Origin of the sequence: Chengkuizengella sediminis, from assembly GCF_010078385.1 — a bacterium.
Classification (GTDB): Bacteria; Bacillota; Bacilli; order Paenibacillales; family KCTC-33759; genus Chengkuizengella; species Chengkuizengella sediminis.
Window position 1 is genome coordinate 58,156 of record NZ_SIJC01000012.1, and the last position, 22,847, is coordinate 81,002.

Genomic DNA, 22,847 nt, shown 5'->3' on the forward strand with positions numbered 1-22,847 from the left:
TGATCAATCCTTATCTAGTTTGGCTATAACAACTTCTGCTACCGTTTCCATATATCTTGGATCTGTATTTAACGACTCTGTACGCTCTAAATGCATTCCTAACTTGCGAGCAACCTGCTGACACTCGATATCTATATCATAAAGAATTTCTAGATGATCTGATACAAAACCAATCGGACAGATTAGGACATCTTGAACATTTTCTTCACTTTGTATATGATTCAAAACGTCTAGTATATCAGGTCCCAACCACGGCATGGCAGTCTGACCTGCACTCTGCCATGCAAAATCCCAGTTTGTAATTCCTGTTTTTTCAGCAATTTTTTTAGAAGTTTCAATTAGTTGTTCTGGATACGGGTCATTTATTTCCAATATTTTTTCAGGTAAACTATGAGCACTGAATAGAACCTTTATCTCATTTTTATCTAGACCCTCAAACTTTTGTAAAGCTGCTTTTACTCTTTCAGATAGAACTTCAATTAATTTAGGATACATATGATAACTTTTAACAAAGTTAATGCTCAAACCAAGTTCATCTGCTTTTTCCTCTGCACGTTTTATATAACTACCCACACTCATTGTTGAATAATGTGGTGCTAAAACAACTCCAACCGCTTTTGTGATCCCATCTTCCACCATTTTCGCTATCCCATCTTCTATGAAAGGATGAGCATGCTTCAAACCTTGGTAACATACAAACTCGTATTCTGATTGTTGTTTATTTAAAGTCTTTTCAATCTCTTCTACTTGTCGATCTGTATTTTTACGTAGTGGGAAAAACCCTCCAACAATGGCCTCATAACGACTGATTAAATCCTCTAATTGTTCTGGTTCAGGTGGTCTGCCTCTACGAATATGGGTGTAATATGCTTCAATTTGATCCATACTTTCTGGTGTTCCGTAAGACATGACTAATACTCCTATTTTTTGCGTCATCTTACTCCACTACCCTTCTGCATTTTGCTAATTGCTGCATGAGAGTATTCATGTATAAACTGTGTTAATTCTTTTAACTTATCTATGGATGCCTCAGGAAATAAACCATGACCTAGATTAAAAATAAATCCTGGCTCGTTAATCCCTTGATCAATAATTTCCTTTGCATAATCTTGAATGACCGTCATCGGTGCCATTAATATTAGTGGGTCTAAATTACCTTGGACAGCATATTTGTGATTTAATCTATGACGCCCCTCTTGAATGGATACACGCCAATCTAAACCGATTACATCTGCTTTTAGTTTTGTTAAGGATGGCAATAATTCACCTGAGCTAACCCCTGGAAAATAAATTTTTGGCTGATCGTATATTTCTAGTTCTTTAAAGATACGTTCAATTGTTGGCAGCACAAATATTTCAAAATCTTTAGGAGCTAAAGCCCCTACCCAACTATCAAATAACTGAATTGCTTTGGCACCTGCAGCAAAGTGAGCTTTTAAATAAGTAATGATCATGTCTCCTAGTTTGTCCATCAACATAAACCAAATCTTAGGCTCGCTGTACATCAACTCTTTGGTTCTAATGTAATTTTTAGACGGTCTTCCTTCAATGATATAACTCGCAATGGTAAAAGGTGCTCCTGCAAAAGTAATTAATGGTTTCGTTAATTCACGATCTAAAATTTTTATAGTATCTATGACATGTGATAAATCCTTCTCAACATCTATCGGTTTTAATTTTAAAACATCTTCTTTTGATCTAATTGGATTATCAATGACTGGACCAATATTTTTTACGATATCAAAGTCAATCCCAATCGATGCGACTGGATTCATAATATCCGAATAAAGAATGGCAGCATCTACACCCAATTTTTTGACAGGCATCATCGTCACTTCTGCTGCTAATTCAGGCTGCTCACATATTTCCAATAACGTAAACTTCTCTTTTATTTTTCTATATTCAGGATCATATCTTCCTGCCTGTCTCATATACCATACAGGAATCGTATCTATCTCTTGTTTAAGACATGCCTTTATAAACCGATCTTGAACACTCATTATGTAAATTCCCTCTTTTCAGAAATATCCTATCCATAATTATGCCCTTTTTTTGAGTTTGTCACAACCGATAATATTCATTTATATCTGACAATAGTATGACAAAACTATTTCACTAAGTTGAAACTACTCATTAAACTACTGCTATATGAATATTGAAAGTATAATGCAAGCGGGATAAGGGTGTATTTTAAGAGAAGGAATCGTTATTAATATAAAAGGGTGTACATGTATTTGATTAAATCCATATAAGAAGCTGGGGACCCCCAAGTAGGAATCACCAGCTTTTTGTATAAATCACAACTTCTATATATTATAGTCGCTTCAATGCTTCACGATGCGCTTCAATCGTTGTTTCAATATCTTCATCGGTATGTGCTAACGAAACAAACATCCCTTCAAATTGAGATGGTGCAACGGAGACACCTAAGTCTAACATGTTCCCAAAATATTTCGTAAATCGTTTTAAATCAGAGGAACTTGCAGTTTCGTAATTCGTCACTTTCTGACTTGTGAAAAATGGACAAACCATCGAACCGATTCGATTCATCGTGCTTTCGATTCCAACTTCTTCTGCATTTTTCATCAAGCCTGCCTCTAATTTCGCAGACCTTTCTTCCAATTGCTCGTAAACACCAGGTTCACCTAATAGCTTCAATGTAGTGTAACCTGCCACCATCGCTAAAGGATTTCCTGATAAAGTACCCGCCTGATAAATTGGACCGGTTGGTGCCATCTGCTCCATTATTTCTCTTTTTCCACCATAGGCTCCTACAGGTAAACCTCCACCGATCACTTTACCTAAACAAGTTAGATCTGGAGTAACTCCAAATCGTCCTTGTGCACAATTTAAGTCAACACGAAAACCTGTCATCACTTCATCAAAAATAAGTAAACTGCCGTACTGTGTTGTCAAATCACGAAGTCCTTCTAAGAAACCTGGTAATGGTGGTACAACCCCCATATTTCCAGCAATCGGTTCAACAATGACACCTGCAATATCTTCTCCAAATTTTTCAAATGCTAGCTTAACTGATTCTATGTCGTTATAGGGTACAGTTAAAGTATTTTGTGCTACAGACTCAGGAACACCTGGACTATCAGGTAAACCTAAGGTTGCAACACCAGAACCCGCTTTAATTAATAAAGAATCTGCATGTCCATGATAACAGCCTTCAAACTTTAATATTTTGTTCCGTTTTGTATAACCTCTGGCTAACCTTAAAGCACTCATAGTTGCTTCCGTACCAGAATTAACCATACGAACAATTTCAATGGAAGGTACACGTTCACACACAAGCTGTGCCATTTGTGTTTCAATTTCTGTTGGTGCACCAAAGCTTGTACCTTTTTCAGCTGTAAATTTTATTGCTTCAATCACTTCAGGATGAGCATGTCCTAAAATTAACGGTCCCCAAGATGCAATATAATCAATGTATTTATTACCATCAATATCTATCACTCTTGAGCCTCTAGCTTTTTCTATGTAAACTGGTGTTAATCCTACAGATTTAAAGGCACGAACAGGACTATTTACTCCTCCTGGAATATGCTGCTTTGCTAATTCAAACGCTTCTTTTGACTTCGTATCGATTCTTTGATTCATTTCATACATCTCCACACTTTCCTTGTTAACTTAAAAATTATTTTACTACATCTATTTTAAAAGTATAAGTCACCTTCAACCGCATAAATATGAATTGTAATTCATTAAAGTAAAATAAAATCACTCATTTAAACTGGAGGACATTTATGCGTTGGTTGATTGCTTATTTTTGTATATTAATCTCTATTTTATTGTTAAGTAAAGGTTTTAGTTTACCAACCGTTAATTCTAATCATGTTGATGGCAGTCAGATTGGAATTTATTTTTTGGGATTTGAGATTAAGGATAAGGTTCCGAGAGAGTACGTTCCTATCTACTCTGCTATCTTCTTAATGGGAAGTTTTATGTTTGCCACCTTTTCAACTCTGATCACGATGACCTCACTTTTAACATTAAAAAGATTTAAATAACCACCCAGTTTTCGGATGGTTATTTAAATCTTATATTGATTCAGTACGTAACCATCTTGCTACATCTTTTGCAAAGTAAGTTAGAATCATATCGGCTCCCGCACGTTTAAACCCTACTAGTAACTCCATCGCGACCGCCTTTTCATCTATCCAACCTTTTTCAGCTGCCGCTTTTATCATGGAATATTCCGCACTAACATTATATGCCGCAATCGGAAGGTCGAAATTTTGCTTTAATGAAAGAATAATATCCATATATGCCATCCCTGGTTTGACCATCAAAATATCAGCACCTTCCATTACATCGGATTCTGCTTCTCGGATTCCTTCGCTAGCATTTGCAGGGTCCATTTGGTATGTTTTGCGATCCCCAAACTGTGGTGAGGAATGAGCAGCGTCTCTAAATGGACCATAAAATGCAGATGAATATTTCACTGCATAGGACATAATAGGAATATGTTCAAATCCTGACTCATCTAATCCAGAGCGAATCGCAGTTACAAAACCATCCATCATATTAGATGGAGCAATAACGTCAGCTCCCGCTTTTGCTTGCGATACAGCTGTTTTTACAAGTAATTCTAAGGAAGAATCATTTTCAATAACAGCCTCTTTTCCATCATCAGATTTTTTAACAATCCCACAATGACCATGATCCATAAACTGACACAAACATGTATCTGCCATTATTAATAAATTCGGGTTCATTCGTTTGGCTAAACGAGTAGCTTTCTGAACGATACCCTGATCATTATAGGCTTGTGTTCCAACATTATCTTTCTCACTGGGTACACCAAATAGGATAATAGATTGTAAACCTAGCTTCGAAATTTCTTTTATTTCTGTTTCTAATTGATCTAACGAAAAATGGTACACACCAGGCATTGAAGGAATTTCATTTTTGATTCCTTCACCTTCCGTTACAAAAATCGGATAGATTAAATCATGAACAGTTACATGATTTTCTTTAACTAAATTACGAATAGCTCGATTGTTTCTTAATCTTCTATGTCTTACTGTTGGAAATGCCAATTTTTCTTCCTCCTTCATTTACTCCCCCCGTCCAATGTAAATCACTAAGAAAAAAATAAACTGTAGTGATTTACTCTTGTGAGTGACTTTTGCGTTCTTTGCAAGTGGAACGAATAAGAGTAAACACAATTTAAAAAAATTTTTGAATTTAGATTTATACTTCTTTGATTGCTTCGATCAATGATTCAATCGTAGCTTCATTGGCTACTTTTGTTATACTAAATCCGAATTCTTTCGCAGTTTGTGCTGTAATAGGACCCATACATACGATCTGTATACCCCTTAAATATTGCTTTGCATCATATCCATTTTTCTTAAGAATATCTACTAAATTACGAACCGTTGAAGAACTAGTAAAAGTTATAATATGAAGTCGATTTTTATCTATATACGTCAGTACCTCTTCAAGTCCGTGATCACAAATTACATTTTCATATACATCTACTTCCGTAACATTCAATCCAAGTTTGCTCAATTCTTGAGGTAAAAATTCACGTGCAATATCTGCTCTTGGAAGCAAAACATGTTGTCCTTTCTCTAACTCTGGTAAAATTTCTTCTAACAATCCCTCTCCTTGGAATTGTTTTGGAATGGATACTACAACAAGCCCACGTTCTTCAAGGGAGTTTGCTGTTTTTGGACCAATAGCAGCAATACGGGCATTTTGCATCGTACGAATATCAATGCGTAAATCTCTTAACCGTTTAAAGAAATATTCTACCCCGTTTACGCTAGTAAAAATGATCCAATGATATGAATCTAACCTTTGAAGGGCTTTATCTAATTCATTTAACGTTTGTTCATTCTCAGGTTGTTTTAATTCAATGACAGGGAATTCAACCGCTTCTCCTCCTAGGTCATCAATTTGATCAGCTAGTTCACTAGCTTGTGATCGTGCTCTAGTCACAAGTACTCTTTTTCCGAATAACGGTTTATTTTCAAACCACATTAGTTTCTCTCTCAGTTTTACAACCTCACCTACTAAAATAACGGCTGGTGGTTTAAACTTTTCTTTTTCTACTTGTTCAACAATGGTTTCTAAAGTGCCAATTAAAGTTTTTTGCTCTACTCTTGTGCCCCATCGAATTAGAGCAACTGGAGTTTGTGGAGATTTACCGTGTTTAATTAATTGATCACGTATGTACCCAATCTTTGTAATTCCCATTAAGAAAAGAATCGTTTCTGTCGCTGTTGATATTTTTTCCCAATTAATCGTTGAATCTATTTTTTCAGGTCTCTCATGACCTGTTACAACTGCAAAAGAGGAATTAAAATCACGGTGTGTTATTGGAATCCCTGCATAGGAAGGAGCAGCAATAGCAGAAGTAATACCTGGTACAATTTCAAATTCAATATTATGGTCAACCAGCAAAGATGCTTCCTCTCCTACACGACCAAAAATATTGGGATCACCACCTTTTAAACGTGTTACAACCTTACCTTGCAAAGCTAAATCAACTAATAGTCTATTAATTGCCTCCTGATCCATCGTGTGCTGATTTGGTAATTTACCAGCGTATATTTTTTCTGTTCCAGGTTTTGCATAGGTAAGTAAACGTGGGCTGGCTAATCTATCGTACACAATAGCATCCGCTTTTTTGATGGATTCCAAACCCTTTACTGTAATTAATTTTGGATCCCCCGGTCCTGCACCAACTAAGTAAACTTTCCCCTTTGTCAATTCTCTCCCCTCACTTCATCTAATATTCGATTTGCTCCCCGATCAATTAATATTTGTGCCAATTGGACACCTAACTTCTCTGGATCATTACCAATTATTTGATCTTTGATCACGGTTTCTCCATCTGGAGAACCAACCAAACCATTTAATTGTATGTCAGCAGTTTCCCCTTCATGCTGTAAAATACCGTGGGCAGCTACAGGAATTTGACAACTTCCGTTTAAAGTAGCTAAAAAAGCTCTTTCTGCTCGAACAGTTTTCGCTGTTTTCTTATCATTGTAAAGGGATAAGAGTTTTATAATAAACTCATCATCGTCTCTACACTCTATTCCTAGTGCCCCTTGACCTACGGCAGGGATACAAAGCTCTGTTGGGATAAACTCGGTTATCTTATCCTGCCATCCCACTCTATTCAGACCAGCAGTCGCTAGTACGATCGCATCATATTCACCGTCGTTTAATTTATTAATTCTAGTTCCAATATTTCCTCTGATGAATTTAATTTCAAAATCAGGACGATAACTTTTTATTTGACTTGCACGTCTTAAACTACTCGTTCCTATCACTGCTCCTTTGGGGAGATTAGACAATGATATGTTCTCTCGAGATACGATACAATCTCTAACATCTTCTCGTTTTGGAACTGCACCAATCATTAAACCTTCTGGTAACTCTGAAGGCATGTCCTTCATACTATGTACTGCAATATCAATCTCTTCATCTAACATCGCTTGTTCGATTTCTTTCACAAAAAGCCCTTTTCCACCTACTTTGGAAAGAGTAACATCTAGAATTTTATCACCTTTAGTAACTATTTTTTTAATTTCAAATTGAGCTTGAATATGATGCATTTGACATATTTCTTTTAACGCTTCAATCACATGATTGGTTTGTGTCAGTGCTAATTGACTTTGTCTTGTTCCTACAATGATTGTTCTCATGATTATACTCCTTTATCCTTATCCTCTAAATAACGATCGATCCAATTTTCTTTATATATATAGTCAGGATCCTCTAAATTTTTATATAATTCCTTCTGAAAACTATGAAATTGCCCCTCACGTATGAAACGAAGTATATCTAGTTCCATGATACCCCTGGATATTGCTTGCCTTTGATGAGAGTCATTGATTTTTGTTTTTACAAATAAACGAAACTCACTTAAAAAATCGAGGTAAATTTCATATTCATTCCCATACTTATTTTCTAATTCTTTTTTGATCGATCTTGCAACAGAGGGACTAGCACCAGAAGTAGAAACCGCAATTTGTAATTTCCCTCTTTTAAAGCTAGCGGGAAAAATAAAATCACTACAGTCTGGACAATCTACAATACTCACGAATATATTTTGTTTTTTCGCATCTTCATAAACCTGTAAATTAACTTGATTTTGGTCTGTTGCAGCAATCATCAAATAGGGTGTTCCAACTTCAGATATATCATAGTTTTTTTTACATATTTGCAGTTTCCCTTCTCTTTGCCAATATTTGATCTGACTCGTTACTTTGGGACTAATCACCAAAATACTAGCCATTGCTTCCATTAGTGAGTTGATTTTTCGCTCTGCTACTTTCCCCCCACCAACAACAATACATTTTTTATGTTTCACATTGATCATAATTGGCATAACATCATACACAGGTCTTCACATCCAAATCCATATATGAAAATCAGATAAATAGTTTGAGATTATAAAATTAATTAATAACAATACAAACGCGATTACATTCCAAAAAGCTAATATATTTCCTAAAGTATGCTTTTTTAACTTTTTAAATAAATAAAAGATATAAGCTACTAATACTAATAATGAATTAATTACTTTTAAATCCACTAAATATGACAAATGATTGGTTAACACCATCCAAATCAAGCTTAATATAATAGATAATAACAATAATGGCAATCCAATAATAACAGAATAAAACGCAAACTTATCGATTTTTTCGAGGCTTGGTAACTTCTTTAAATAATTAAACCATTTCTTTTTTTTCAACATATGAAAAAGCAAAAGATACAAACATGACAAAATAAATGAAATTAAAAAAAAAGCATAACTGCTTATCGCGAGAGAAATATGAATAAATAACAACTCATCATGAATCTCCCAGCTATGTAATGTTGGTATAGCTGAAGAATCACTAAAAAAACTTAATGCCATGATAGTAAAGGCGGTAACATTTACTGCAAATACGAATAAATCATGTTTCAATATAAAGTTGAGCATCAATGATATGGTTACAACGATCCAAGAGAAAAAAAATAAAGTTTCAAACATCGTTAAAATTGGAAAATATGAATTGTCTATCATTCTTAATATAAAAAAATTGGATTGCAAAATCCAAACGATAATAAGCAACCCTGTCCCTATCCATTTCGCTCTCCGATTTTTATGAATGGTATCAGAGAATGAAAATAACAGGCTCAGGGTATACAAATAAATAATAATATCATATACAAAAGTTTTTGATTCCATGGCAGCCTCCTAGATTCATTCTTGCCTAAGGTCGAGCTGCTAGTTTATGCTTGTGTAAAAGCAATAGTTTTGCTTTTTCTTCAGTTTGTTTTTTCTCTTCGAGATGATTTAGTCTTACGATTTCTTTGTTTTCTTCAAGTTTCTCCTCTAAGGCAAATAGATGAGAAAACAATTGAATTGCCGCATCTCCTTTGCGATCACCAGCCATCTCTTTAATACGTTGAATGGGATCGTGAAGAACCTGATTTGCAATGCTTTTAGATAACTTACGAATGATTTTGATCTCACGATCATCTAAATCAGGTAGTTTGTTCAATAAACTTTCCATCGTTTCTGCATGAATATCTGCTGCCTTCTCTTGCAGGGCTTGAATAACCGGACCAAGACCTAACGTATTGTACCAATTTTCGAAGGCTACGATTTCTTGTGTAATCATTTTTTCAATTTTTTCTGCTTCTTGTTTTCTTTGTTCCACGTTATTTTGTACGATGCCTTCCAAATCATCAATATCATACAAAAACACATTAGGAATATCCATGATATCAGGGTCTAAATCACGTGGAACAGCAATATCTATCATAAATAATGGACTTGATGTTTTTCGAGTTTTCATCAAGTTTTCAACTTGACCCTTAGTTAAAATTAATTCAGATGACCCTGTGGAACTAATAATAATATTTGTTTCAGAAATATATTTATGATAACCATCAAAAGAACAAGCGATTCCATTAAACTGCTCAGCTAGTTTTCTAGCTTTTGAAATGGTTCGATTTACAACAATTACTTTTTTTGCACCATTTGCATGAAGATGTTTAACTGTTAATTCACTCATTTTACCTGCTCCGATAATCATCACTGTTTTATTACGGAAATCACCGAAGATTTGTTTTCCTAATTCCACTGCTGCATAACTTACGGAGACAGCATTCTCACCAATTGTTGTTTCAGAATGAGCTCTTTTTGCCATCGTGATCCCTTGTTTAAATAAATGATTGAACAATGTTCCTGTAGTTTTCTCTGATTGTGCTAATAAAAACGCATCCTTCACTTGTCCCAATATTTGGGTTTCACCTATGATCATAGAGTCTAATCCACTCGTTACTTTGAACAAATGCTCTATAGCACCTTCGTCTTCGTAAACATATAAATGTTTAGCAAATTCTTCTCGAGAAACTCCGAACCAATTTTGCATAAAGCTTCTAATATAATGACCGCACAAATGTAAACGGTCTACTACAGCATAAATCTCTGTCCGATTGCAAGTTGCTACCATAACACATTCCAGTATGCTTTTTGTGTTTTTCAACATCCTTAAAGCAATGGGAGTCTGTTCCTCAGATATTGCGAACTTTTCTCTGATATCTACTGGGGCTGTACGATAGTTTAATCCAACTACTACAATGTGCATGTGCTCACCTGCCTTCATTAAATAATTACATAACTCCATTATTATAACATATTTAGACATCCTACATCTTAAAAAACATATGAAAAATTGAACAAATTAAAACAAATAAAAGTAAACTACTACAGTGTAGCCAAACCGATTAGCTTCTTCCATAAGGGCTTTTATTTTATTATGACCAATAACAGTTTACTCTAACAATATTTTTCTTAAATATCCTGATACTGCTTCATCTAATTGCATCAACTTGTCATTTTGTGAAGAAATGATTTTTCCATCTTCTGAAAGTAAAGTCTCATATACTTCAACAATTTCAACGAAAGCTTTATTCAACTCTTGAAAAACCGCAACCTCTTCTGGTTTCAATATACGATCCCCTCCAAGCTGCAAACGGATAATATATTGCATAATATCTAAAAAGCTATGTACGTTAGTTAACTTAGTATCACCATAAGCAAGAACTAAATGCTGATGAGAATAATCTGAAGTGTAAGCAAATTGTTTAAGTGCGTTTAACTGCTCAGTATTACTTGCATTCATCGAATCATAAATTAAGTTATTTAACAGTTCAATTTGAAATAATGAAACTTGATACAACAATATATTACTGTCTTTCTCACTTTTTTTTGCAAAATACAAATCAACCAATTGATAAATCGGCCAAGCAACTATAAGTACAATAATAATAAATATCAACATCTGTCTATTCCGCATATAATTCTCCCCCCATTTTAAACAACCCTTCTAAAATAAAGGTTTAAAAAGTTTCGTTTCCAGCACCAAGAAGGTTGTATGAACCCGTAAGAAGGAAGCGCGGAGTGTAGATACTGCTACATGAGCACTGGACTTCAAGGGTTTATACAAGATTCAAAGTTGAGTTTCTTCTATGAATTACTTCGTGATGGGAAGGGGACTTTTTAAACAACCTCTATATTGATGTTTATGGGGGTTGGGTAAAACAAATAACCATGGATTCATCCATGGTTATTATTCATATCATTGCTTTATATATTTAATACTTAACAAGTCGTAGCTTGTGCATTTTTTATGTTTGGAGTCTCTACACCTAATTCTCCCAGACCTCGAATAATCTTTTTAGAGTGTACCTGCTCAGGATTTAATTTAGAGACCAAATAATTGATGGCTTTTTCAGGATCAACCGTTACTCCACAAGTATAACAATCTATTGCAGCAAATTGTTTTTCAGGATAGGTGTGAATGGAGATGTGACTTTCTGATAACATGACTAAGATTGTTACCCCTTGAGGATCAAATTTCTTTTCCTGTACAGATAATACAGTCGCACCACACTCTTCAGCCGCTTGTACCATATGTTCTTTTAAAAATTCAACATTATTTAATAATTCTACTTCTACTCCCCAAGTATCTATAACAACGTGTCTTCCGAAAGTTGAGTATTCCATCTTCCGGTCCTCCTTCCTAGGAATAAAATAATTTGAATTTCATCCGCTAGGACCTACGTCATTCACTTCCCGAGGGTAACATTATTACCATCGTTTCATTGTCTGAGTGAATCCTGGTTCCTATTTTGAGAATTTCAACGAATCTAAAAATAACATCTATTGGGCAGAATTGCAATACTTTTTTTCAATTTTTTTTAAAATGAAAAAATTTAACAGAGGTTGCTCACTATTTATGCTTATAACCACTCACAAATAGCTTTACTGCAAAATTAACTCTTTGCCCTAGATCTTCCATTGTAAAGTCATTTGTGAACAAAATATCCATTTTATAATTTTCGAGAATACCAATAAACGCTTTTGCATGTAATTTTGGTTCCAGTATTGATTCTATATCTAGTACATCTGAAACTAAGTTTACATAATTTTCAATATGCTCAAACATTAATTGCATAAACTCTGGGTCACTATTTAACCCTTGAAAAAAAATCCTAGTATGATTTCTCATACTATAAAAATAAGTTAGATGATGTTTGGCAATAATGGTTAACTCATTTTCAAAAGAATCTGTTTTATTTAACTCGTCTGTTAACTCGTCAAGAAATAGACTAAAATTTCTTCTCGTTATTTCCTTAAACAGTTCTTCTTTACTTGAGAAATATAAATAAACGGTACCTTTGGCTATACCTGCATGTTCAGCAATTTCAGATATCTTGGTTTCGTAAAAACCTTTCGTTGAGAATAAATAAAATGCTGAATCTAAAATCATATATCTTTTCTGTTCTGAAGGGTATGCTGTCATAAAATCACCTTGTATCATAATAAAAAACTAACACTTTAAAAACAAGAAATTAAAATGAAAAGGATTGACTCACTCTGCCAATCCTTTTTTTAATATAACATATTCATAGAGATAAAAGATATTTTTAAATTTTTACTGTTCTTGTTTATATGTTCTATAAAAGGCTAAAACATAAATAATGGGTAAAAATACTAGAGTAAAAAATGTAGATGTTGTTAATCCTCCAATAACAACAACAGCTAAACCTTTAGAAATAAGTCCCCCTCCAGGAGTTGTAAAAGCTAGAGGCATTAATGCAGCAATAGTTGCTAAGGCAGTCATCAGGATAGGACGTATTCTTGTTTTTCCAGCCTCAATGACAGATGCTCGTATAGTTAATCCATTAGAACGGTTTTGATTAATACGGTCAACAAGAACGATAGCATTTGTAACGACAATACCAACTAACATAAGAAAACCAATCATAGCACTCATAGACAACGATTCTTTTGATATAAACAATCCAACTATTGCTCCAATAGGTACAAACAAAATTGAAGTTAATATGACAAATGGAAGTCGTGCTTTCCCAAAAAACACAAGCATAGTGATATATACTAATCCAATTGCAATGACAATAGCTACAACTATATCGATGAGTACTTCCATTGTTTCATCATTACCTCCCCCAACTTTTACGGTTACTCCATCAGGAATCTTCATCTCCTCAACAGCTGATTTAACTTCTTTTGTTGCAGTAGAAATATTATTTCCTGTAGCTAATGCAGAAACTTTTGCATAGATTTGTCCGTCTAGTTTTTGTATAGAAGTAACTACATCATCCTCTGTTATATTTGCTATGTCCATTAATTGCACAGGACCACGCGAGGAGAAAAATGTAATCTTACCAAGTTCTTCAATCCCTGATACAGATTGATCGTATTGTATTTTTATGGTTTGCTCTTGTCCATCAAGTTCATACGTTCCCACATCAACGAGACGAGTCTGATCATTAATTGCAGCCAAAACCATAAAAGAAGATAATTCGTATTCATTTAACTTTCTTGCATGCAAATTCACAGATATTTGTTGCTGTTTTTCACTCATATTATTTTTTACATACTTAACATCATTTCGCTTTATCATCATTTCTTCTATTTGCTTAGAAGCAGATAAAAGCTCATTAATATCATCAGAAAATAAATTCACATCCACATTGTTTTGTGTAGGTGGACCCCCAGCTTGTAACTCTTGGACACTTAGCGTAGAATTTTCCTCATTCGTTAATACGATATCTTCCAATATTTTTTTCACATCTTTTATAGCATCATCTACATCCATATTTTCTCCAAGTTCAATATAATATTGAGCCCGATTCACCAAACTAGTACCCGTTATGTAGTCATAATTCCCAATAGATACAAACACATTTGGATATTTATCCTGATTCTCTTTTAGTTTACTTTCTACAGCTAAAGAGACTTCATTTGTTCTTTCAATAACAGAGGATGGTGGCAAGTTGATTTCTGCTACTAACATTTTTTCTTTCTCATTTGGCAAAAATACAAAACCGAGTTTAGGTACAAATAATAATGAACCGATTAACAAAAGTAGTGAAGTTGTAATGACAAAAACCTTTTTATTTAATGCAAATTCTAATAACTTCTCATACCAGCGAACGTAAAAAGGTTCTTTGTTATTTTCTTTCAAAGTAATAAAAGAATAATTAGCTAACACAGGAATTAAAGTGATTGCAACAACTAACGAGGCAAGTAATGAAACTACTACCGCTACAGCAAATGGCATAAAAAATGCTCCTGTAATTCCCCCAACTAATCCCAATGGCATAAAAACTACAATCGAGGCTAATGTTGAGGAAATAATTGGACTAATCATCTCTCGAGTTCCTGAAATGGTTAGGTGAAGTCGATCTTTTTGTGGTTCAAGTCTCTTCTTTCGATATATGTTCTCAATAACAATGATACTATCATCAACTACACGACCAACGGCAACAGCTAAACCTGCCAGACTCATCGTATTTAATGTGTAATTAAACCACTTCAAAAAAATCACACCAACTAATAATGATAAAGGAATAGAAACTACAGCAATAATCGTTGCCCTAAGATTTCTTAAAAATTAGAACTGCAATAGATGCAAATACAACACCCCATATCCCTTTGCTGACTAATTCAGAGATGGATAATTTGATTTCTTTTGATTGATCAAAAACGATAGCATAATCAATATTATCTGCATAGCTATCAATGACTTTGAAAAATTGGTCTGCCACTTCAACTGTGTTTGCGTCCTTCTTTTTATTAATTAATAGCGATATGCTGCTTTTTAAGTTATATCTCGAAAGCTCATCTTGTTTTTGTACCTCTTCAAAATTTGCAATATCACCTAATAAAATGGTTTCTTGAGTAATGGGAGAGGTTAGTTCAATTTGATTGAGATCATTCATGGTCTCGATTTTCTGGTCAATTCGTACTGGTACAACGACAGAATCACTTTGTATTGTTCCTGCAGGGAAGGAAAAAAATGAGGTTTGAATTTTTTCTTTAATTTGGTTTAAACTTATACCTTGTGTTTTGGCTAAATTCTTATCCACAACAACTTCTAAAAATTCCTTTGGAACAGCTGATATGGCAACGCTTTTTACTCCATTCACATTCAATAACTCTGGTTTAAGAACATTCTGTGTCCAACCCGTAATGTCTTCATCCTCTTTTGGAAATAATGCAAGGTTTACGACGGGAAGAGAACCAAATGAAAATAAGTCAACATTCGTAACTGCTTCTTCGGGAAGTTGAATTTCCCTTATTAATTCATTTACATTTTGAATGGTTCGATCCATATCTGTTCCAATTGGAAAAGTTAATTGTATGCGCGATAAACTCTCCATAGATTGGCTTGTCATTTTTTCTAAACTGGATAAAGAATCTAATTGTTCTTCTAAAGCACGTGTTACGTACACATCCACATCTTCAGATGATGCTCCAGGATATATTGTTGTAATCGATAATTCAGGAAATTCAATGTCTGGAAGCAAATCTGATTTTAAAGATAAAAAAGATAAGATTCCCCCTCCAACTAGCAAAACAGAAATGATAAGGATTGCCGCTGGATTTTTTAAACTAAATTGAGTTAAAAATTTCATAATATTTGCCCCTCTACCTAATTTTATAATAAAATGACTGGTTGGTCAGTCATTTTATTATAAAATTATCCAAATCACATGTCAATTATGATTTGGTAATTTGGTTTTGAATAAGTCCCCATAATTCATCTTTCCCCAATCCTTCTTCAGATGAAAATAATAAGATTGGATCTTCTTTTTCAAGGTTCAATGTATCTTTTATTACTTTTAAATGTTTATTTCTTTTATTTTTTGAAATTTTATCAGCTTTTGTAGTAATGATTATGCGAGGAATTTGCTGATATACTAACCATTCATACATGGCAATATCATCTTTAGTAGGTGGATGACGAAGATCAATAATTTGTAAAACCGCTTTTAATTGTTCTCTCTCTAACAAATATCGTTCGATCATTTCTCCCCATTCTTGTCTTCGAGACTTTGAAACTTTAGCATAACCATAACCTGGAAGATCAACAAAATACAAATCTGTATTAATGCGATAATAATTCAAAGTTTGTGTTTTACCTGGCTGAGAACTTGTTCTTGCTAAATTTTTTCGATTAATCATTTTATTAATTAAAGATGATTTCCCTACATTAGAACGACCAGCAAGTGCAATTTCTGGCAATCCATCTTCAGGATATTGATCTGGTCCTACTGCACTAATAATAAATTCTGCCTGATTTACTTTCACATCAATGTACCTACTCTTTCTATTTAATGAACCTCTTCTAGTTTTCCCCCTACTTACTATTAACAAAAAAACTGAATAAGTGATCACTCATTTAAAATGAGTAATCACTTATAGTATATCATTAAGCTTTCTTTACTGTATTAATGTTTGTTCTAATACAGTGTCCATATGTGATACAGGAACAAATTTAATATCCTTTTTCACCGCATCTGGCAATTCTTGAAGATCTTTTTCATTTTCTTCAGGAAATAGTACTTTTTTGATCCCTGCTCGATGAGCTGCTAACGCCTTTTCCTTCAACCCTCCAATTGGAAGAACTCTCCCTCTTAAGGTTATTTCTCCAGTCATCGCTACTTCTTTGGAAACAGGTACGTCTGATAACGCTGAGATTAAAGCTGAAGCAATGGTGATCCCTGCTGAAGGTCCATCCTTTGGAATCGCACCTTCTGGAATATGAATATGAATATCATACTTATCATGAAAATCAGGCTCTAAATTTAATTCTTTAGCTTTAGAACGTGTATAACTGAAAGCTGCTTGAGCAGATTCCTTCATAACATCTCCAAGTTTACCAGTAAGTGTGAGCTTACCATTTCCAGGCATGACTGTTACTTCGATGGTTAAAGTATCTCCTCCCACCTCTGTCCAAGCCAACCCAGTAACTGCTCCTATCTGATTTTCTTTCTCAGCTAAGCTATATCGATACTTACTCGGGCCAAGGTATTTATCCACTTCTTTAGAAGTGATGGTTATTTGATGACTTACATCAGTAGAAACAACTTCCTTCACTACTTTGCGACAAAGTGCTGCAACTTGCTGCTCTAGATTCCTTACACCTGCTTCACGTGTATACTCTTGTACAATCGATAATATCGTATTATCTTCTACTATTAACTGGTTTTCAGCTAAGCCATGTTCCTTTTTTTGTTTAGGAATCAAATACTTCTTAGCAATTTCTAATTTTTCATTTTCTGTATAACCTGATATATATAACATTTCCATACGATCCAATAATGGACGAGGGATATTATGAACCGCATTCGCAGTTGTGATAAACATAACATTAGATAAATCAAATGGTTGTTCAATAAAATGATCACTAAAAGTGCTGTTTTGTTCAGGATCTAATACTTCTAACAGCGCTGACCCAGGATCTCCACGAAAATCCATTGACATCTTATCGATTTCATCCAATAAAAAAACGGGATTGTTCGTGCCTGCATTTTTCAACCCTTGTATAATCCGACCTGGCATTGCACCTACATAGGTTCGTCTATGTCCACGAATCTCAGCCTCATCTCTCACCCCACCTAGTGAGATACGAACAAATTCACGTCCTAATGTTCTAGCGATGGACTTCCCTAAAGAAGTTTTCCCAACTCCTGGTGGACCGACTAAACAAAGTATAGGTCCTTTAATTTTCTTGACCAGTTTCTGTACAGCTAAATACTCCAGTACTCGCTCTTTTGGTTTTTCAAGCCCATAGTGGTCTTCATCTAGGATTTTTTCAGCATGTGTAATGTCTAAATCATCTTCAGTTTGTTTGTTCCATGGTAATGCAATCATCCAATCTATATAATTACGAATCACTCCACCTTCAGCAGAAGTGGAAGGCATTTTTTCCAAACGCTCTATTTCTCTTTCAATTTTTTCTTTAATTTTTTCAGGCACATCTATTTCAGCAAGTTGAGCTCGAAGCTCTTCCACTTCACCTGCTCTACCTTCCTTATCACCCAATTCCTTTTGAATAGCTTTCATTTGTTCTCGTAAATAATATTCTTTCTGAGTTTTCTCCATCTGTTTTTTCACACGTTTATTAATTTGTTTTTCCAATTCAAGAACTTCTCGTTCATCATTTAAAATATTCAGTACTTTCTCCAGTCTTTCGTAAACATCCAACGTTTCAAGGATCTGCTGTTTATCTTTAATTTTTAAAGACAAGTGACTGGAAATAACATCTGCTAATCTACCTGGTTCATTAATATCAGAAACAGATGCCAGCGTTTCAGGTGTAACCTTTTTTGACAGTGAGATATAATTCTCAAACTGTTTCAATACACTTCTCATCAATGCATTATTCTCTGAGTTATCTGATAATACATCGAATAAATCTTTGGCATTCACTTCATAAAATTCATCATTATCAATATATTCTACAATTTCACATCGATTTAATGCTTCTACTAGCACCCTGATCGTTCCATTAGGAAGCTTAAGCATTTGTCTAACTTTTGCTTTTGTACCAATTTTATAAATGTCATCCTCAGTTGGTGCTTCAATACTCACCTCAGATTGAGAACATAGCAGAATCAAGTTATTTTCTACCATCGCTCTTTCAAGGGCTTTAACTGATTTTTCTCGACCAACATCAAGATGCAAAACCATACTTGGATAAACAAGTAATCCACGTAGTGGTAATAATGGTAAGCGATCTTCTCTTGTTTTATTTAGACTCATCTCTAGTACCCCCAAAGATTCTCTCCTATTAGCTGTATATTATTTTATCAAATGCTTAATTAAAAAACCAATTTCTAACTGATACCGCCCATATTTTCAATAAATTAGCATTTTTAATTGTAGATTATACATTCTATGTGACTTGTAAAGCTATTGTTCTAGTGTAGATGTACCTGGTTGAAAAACTGGAAGCACTTTAACATCTATTCCTTCATTGTCCATATTTTGTTGATCAGATGGCTTGTTAGATTCAATACCGATTGAATATTTAAGCACTTGATCAATCGTTTCCATAGGAATAACCTCAATTCCCTTTATGGTAAAAAATGAATCTTGCCAATTTTCTTTTGGAATGAATACTTTTTTTGCACCTGCTTGAATCGCAGCTTCTACTTTGGCTACAACTCCCCCAACAGGTTTCACTTTCCCATGAATGCTCACCTCACCCGTCATGGCAATTTTATTATCTACAGGAATTTTATTCACAGCAGATGCAATCGCAGTAGCAATAGTTACTCCTGCTGATGGTCCATCCATTGGAACACCTCCTGGAAAATTAATGTGAATATCAAAGTCATCAGCATTTATCCCTACTTGCCTTAATACCGTAAGTACATTTTCCAAGGAACTCTTAACCATACTTTTTCGACGAATTTTTTTGCCCCCACCACCCATTTCCTCTTCATCTACAACACCTGTAATAGTGAATTTTCCTTTACCTGGTACTTTAGCCAGTATAGCAGTGGCTTCTATTTCCAATAAACACCCTATATTAGGTCCAAATACAGCAAGGCCATTCACTAAACCAACTTTGGGTTGAATCGGGATTTTTTTATCTGGACGAGGTTGAATATTACTGCTATTAATCACCCACTCAATATCTTCTGCTGTTATTTCCTTTCTCTGATCTGTCATCGCAATCCCAGCTGCCATCTGTACAATATTTACAGCCTCTCGGCCGTTCGTAGCATATTTACTAATCACTTCTATCGCTTTATCTTCATAGGGCATTCCAATCTTATCCACCGCGTTTACTGCAATTTGAGCAGTTTCTTTAGGTAAAAGAGGTTTAAAAAACACCTCTATACAACGAGATCTAATAGCCGGGGGAATTTCCTCCGGTGTTCTAGTCGTTGCCCCTACCAATCTAAAATCAGCAGGCAGTCCATTTTGAAAAATATCATGAATAAATTGAGGAATATTTTTATCGTCTGCACTATAGTACGAACTTTCTAAAAAGACTTTTCTATCTTCCAACACCTTTAATAATTTATTCATCTGAACGGAATGCAATTCTCCAATTTCATCGATAAAAAGGAGCCCACCATGTGCTTTTGTTACAGCACCAGGTTTAGGTTGCGGGATACCCGCTACCCCCATTGCACCAGCTCCTTGATATATAGGATCATGTACAGAACCAATTAACGGATCAGCAATACCTCTTTCATCAAAACGAGCAATAGTAGCATCAATTTCTGTAAACTTCGATTCTTTATAAAATGGAGAAAATATACTTTTCTTTGCTTCCTCAAGCACAACCCTTGCAGCAGCTGTTTTCCCTACTCCTGGGGGACCATAAATAATAACGTGCTGTGGATTGGGTCCACATAAACTTGCTTTTAACGCACGGAGTCCTTCTTTCTGACCTATGATATCTTCTAAGGTAACGGGTCTAGCTTTTTCTGATAATGGTTGAGTTAAATGTATGGATCTCAATTTATGTAATTTTTCCATCTCTCTTTTAGACTCTTTATCAACTGCAGTTTTACTGTTTTGCTGACTTCGTAATTGATTCCAAAAATACAATCCAATAACTACAGCAAAAAAACCTTGAATAATCATTAAAATGACCATAAAACTCATATTATGTTCGACCTCCCCTTTTCTTCTAACTACAAGCTAGTATTACCATGGTTAACGTCACTTCATACGCAATTTCCTTTAAAACTCCAACAACACCTCACAAACTATCTTTGACTCCTATTTATTTTTCTTAAGTCATGATTGTATAAACATAAAAAGAAAAGGGAAGTGGACACTTTGAGGTTTCGTCCTTGTATTGAAATATACATGATGACATAGTAAAACAAATTGTTGATGCTTAATTAAATGATGTAAACAACAATGTTATTGAAAAATTTAAGTTTCCAGGCATAACCTGCTTATTTTGCATAACTATTTTTAAAAAAATTTAACTGATGGACATGTGATCATGCTAGAGGGAGGAAATGTGGACGTCAGATGGGGAATTAAATATTACAAAAGGTAGAGCGTTGGATATTTTCGAAGTAGTTTTTGATGATGTACTAAATTTCCTAAATAAGAAGTAATCTCGCAAAAAAAAATCAAGCCATTTGATGATCTAATAAATCATTTTTCTAATCGTACAAAGACCCCTAATTATGAGTTAGCGGTCTTTGTACGATATGATGGATTTACAAGTCCTAAGTTTTCTCTTAGACTCACTCCCTCATACTCTTCTCTAAACATGTTTTTTTGCTGCAAAATAGGAACAACTTTATGAATAAATACTTCTAGGTCTTCTATCATATTTAATGGCATTAAATTGAAACCATCACATGCTCCTGCTTTATACCATATTTCCATTTTATCTGCTAACTGTTCAGGAGTACCAATAAACAAATCGTGTGGTGAAATCGAAGCTACATGTTGTGACAATTGTTTCAAATTCAGCTTTCTTTTCTCAGAAAATTTTTTATAAGTTAAATATTTCTTTGTCTGCTCTTCATCTAGAGTTTCTTCCAAATCAGCTAGTGGTTTATTTAAATCCATAGCCAAAAAATTTACTTGAGGTAGTATTATAGATAAAAGTTTGAGTCCTATATTCGGATCAATGAGTGATTGCAACTCATTATATTTTTGTTGAGCAATATCTTGTGTTTCCCCTAGAATAAATCGAATACCCGACGTAATGACAACCTCATCTCTATTCCTATCAAATGAAACAGCTTGTTCCTTTAAATTTTCATAATATGCTTTTGCATTATCAATCCCTTTGTTATTGTTTACAAATACTACCTCTGCATATTTTGCAGCAAGTTGCTGTCCTGATGTTGAAGTGCCAGCTTGAATTAATACTGGATGCCCTTGAGGAGGCCTCGATAAGTTCAAGGGACCTTCTACTGCAAAAAATTCTCCTTGGTGATTTATTTTATGAATTTTATTATAATCTACAAAAACACCCTGTTCTTTGTCCTGTATCCATGCATCATATTCCCATGAATCCCATAATCCTTTTACAACTTCAACAAACTCCTCTGCTCTTCTATATCTCTTACCATGTTCCATATGTTCATTAAAGCTAAAGTTTTTAGCTGATCCATGATCTGCAGTAGTTACAATATTCCATGCAGACCTTCCTTTACTTATATGATCTATGGAACCAAATCTTCTAGCTATATTAAATGGTTCATTAAAGGTTGTAGAAGCTGTAGCAGCAAGACCGATTTGATTTGTTTGTGCAGCTAATGAAGAAAGTAATACCGTAGGTTCTAGTGCATTTAAAACATTTGTGTGGGAATATTCATCAATGTATAACCCATCTGCGAAAAAAACGAAATCAAGCTTTCCTTTCTCCGCCAACCTTGTCACTTCCAAATTATAATCATAACTAAAAGGATTTTCTTCTAAAGAAAGCCTCCAAGATGATAGATGATGTCCAGCTCCTAAAATAAAGAGAGCAATTTTCATACGATTATTTATACCTGACATAATATCC

17 protein-coding genes and 1 pseudogene are annotated in these 22,847 nt (G+C 34.4%); 1 reads left to right on the forward strand and 17 read right to left on the reverse strand.

What is annotated here, in order from left to right; genetic code table 11:
• Nucleotides 1–3: 3 nt before the first annotated feature.
• The 3 genes from hemH to hemL form a co-directional block, all read right to left on the reverse strand.
• A complete protein-coding gene (gene hemH, locus EPK97_RS18305; protein WP_162038081.1) occupies nt 4–936 on the reverse strand; it encodes a ferrochelatase in 933 nt (310 codons plus the stop codon).
• Complete coding sequence (gene hemE / locus EPK97_RS18310; protein ID WP_162038082.1) at nt 933–2,000, reverse strand: uroporphyrinogen decarboxylase; 1,068 nt, start codon at nt 1,998–2,000, stop codon at nt 933–935. Before hemE ends, hemH begins: the two co-directional genes overlap by 4 nt.
• Before the next feature lie 313 nt (nt 2,001–2,313).
• Nucleotides 2,314–3,606 carry a glutamate-1-semialdehyde 2,1-aminomutase gene (gene hemL, locus EPK97_RS18315; RefSeq protein WP_162038083.1) on the reverse strand — a complete coding sequence of 431 codons (1,293 nt, stop codon included), beginning with the start codon at nt 3,604–3,606 and terminating at the stop codon, nt 2,314–2,316.
• Between the two features lie 146 nt (nt 3,607–3,752).
• Here hemL and EPK97_RS18320 point away from each other — a divergent pair, with 146 nt between their 5' ends.
• A complete protein-coding gene (locus EPK97_RS18320; protein ID WP_162038084.1) occupies nt 3,753–4,016 on the forward strand; it encodes a hypothetical protein in 264 nt (87 codons plus the stop codon).
• Between the two features lie 30 nt (nt 4,017–4,046).
• Here EPK97_RS18320 and hemB read toward each other — a convergent pair whose 3' ends face one another.
• From hemB to EPK97_RS18390, 14 genes and pseudogenes are all read right to left on the reverse strand, one after another.
• The gene (hemB, locus tag EPK97_RS18325; RefSeq protein WP_162038111.1) at nt 4,047–5,048 is read right to left on the reverse strand and encodes a porphobilinogen synthase; all 1,002 of its coding nucleotides are present in this window, start codon (nt 5,046–5,048) and stop codon (nt 4,047–4,049) included.
• A 154-nt stretch (nt 5,049–5,202) separates the two neighbouring features.
• Complete coding sequence (gene cobA / locus EPK97_RS18330; protein WP_162038085.1) at nt 5,203–6,729, reverse strand: uroporphyrinogen-III C-methyltransferase; 1,527 nt, start codon at nt 6,727–6,729, stop codon at nt 5,203–5,205.
• Nucleotides 6,726–7,670, reverse strand: a complete 945-nt coding sequence (gene hemC / locus EPK97_RS18335) for a hydroxymethylbilane synthase (protein ID WP_162038086.1) — start codon at nt 7,668–7,670, stop codon at nt 6,726–6,728. Before hemC ends, cobA begins: the two co-directional genes overlap by 4 nt.
• A 2-nt stretch (nt 7,671–7,672) precedes the next feature.
• Nucleotides 7,673–8,368: an NAD(P)-dependent oxidoreductase gene (locus EPK97_RS18340; protein ID WP_162038087.1), complete on the reverse strand. Its 696-nt coding sequence runs from the start codon at nt 8,366–8,368 to the stop codon at nt 7,673–7,675.
• Between the two features lie 6 nt (nt 8,369–8,374).
• The gene (gene ccsA, locus EPK97_RS18345) at nt 8,375–9,205 is read right to left on the reverse strand and encodes a cytochrome c biogenesis protein CcsA (RefSeq protein WP_162038088.1); all 831 of its coding nucleotides are present in this window, start codon (nt 9,203–9,205) and stop codon (nt 8,375–8,377) included.
• A gap of 25 nt (nt 9,206–9,230) precedes the next feature.
• On the reverse strand, nt 9,231–10,613 hold the full coding sequence (gene hemA, locus EPK97_RS18350) for a glutamyl-tRNA reductase (protein ID WP_162038089.1): 1,383 nt from the start codon (nt 10,611–10,613) through the stop codon (nt 9,231–9,233).
• A gap of 186 nt (nt 10,614–10,799) precedes the next feature.
• Nucleotides 10,800–11,324, reverse strand: coding sequence for a hypothetical protein (locus EPK97_RS18355; RefSeq protein WP_162038090.1), 525 nt, complete (start codon nt 11,322–11,324; stop codon nt 10,800–10,802).
• Nucleotides 11,325–11,629: 305 nt separating this feature from the next.
• On the reverse strand, nt 11,630–12,034 hold the full coding sequence (speD, locus tag EPK97_RS18360; RefSeq protein ID WP_162038091.1) for an adenosylmethionine decarboxylase: 405 nt from the start codon (nt 12,032–12,034) through the stop codon (nt 11,630–11,632).
• Nucleotides 12,035–12,260: 226 nt separating this feature from the next.
• Nucleotides 12,261–12,833 carry a TetR/AcrR family transcriptional regulator gene (locus EPK97_RS18365; protein WP_162038092.1) on the reverse strand — a complete coding sequence of 191 codons (573 nt, stop codon included), beginning with the start codon at nt 12,831–12,833 and terminating at the stop codon, nt 12,261–12,263.
• A gap of 132 nt (nt 12,834–12,965) precedes the next feature.
• Nucleotides 12,966–15,975: pseudogene (locus EPK97_RS18370) on the reverse strand (efflux RND transporter permease subunit).
• A gap of 85 nt (nt 15,976–16,060) precedes the next feature.
• On the reverse strand, nt 16,061–16,651 hold the full coding sequence (gene yihA, locus EPK97_RS18375; protein WP_162038093.1) for a ribosome biogenesis GTP-binding protein YihA/YsxC: 591 nt from the start codon (nt 16,649–16,651) through the stop codon (nt 16,061–16,063).
• 132 nt (nt 16,652–16,783) lie between these two features.
• Nucleotides 16,784–19,108 (reverse strand): endopeptidase La, encoded by a 2,325-nt coding sequence (gene lon, locus EPK97_RS18380; protein WP_162038094.1) that lies wholly within the window; start codon nt 19,106–19,108, stop codon nt 16,784–16,786.
• A 150-nt stretch (nt 19,109–19,258) separates the two neighbouring features.
• Entirely contained in the window at nt 19,259–20,971 is a 1,713-nt protein-coding gene (lonB, locus tag EPK97_RS18385; RefSeq protein ID WP_162038095.1) for an ATP-dependent protease LonB, read from the reverse strand.
• A 537-nt stretch (nt 20,972–21,508) separates the two neighbouring features.
• Nucleotides 21,509–22,840: an LLM class flavin-dependent oxidoreductase gene (locus EPK97_RS18390; RefSeq protein WP_162038096.1), complete on the reverse strand. Its 1,332-nt coding sequence runs from the start codon at nt 22,838–22,840 to the stop codon at nt 21,509–21,511.
• Nucleotides 22,841–22,847 lie beyond the last annotated feature (7 nt).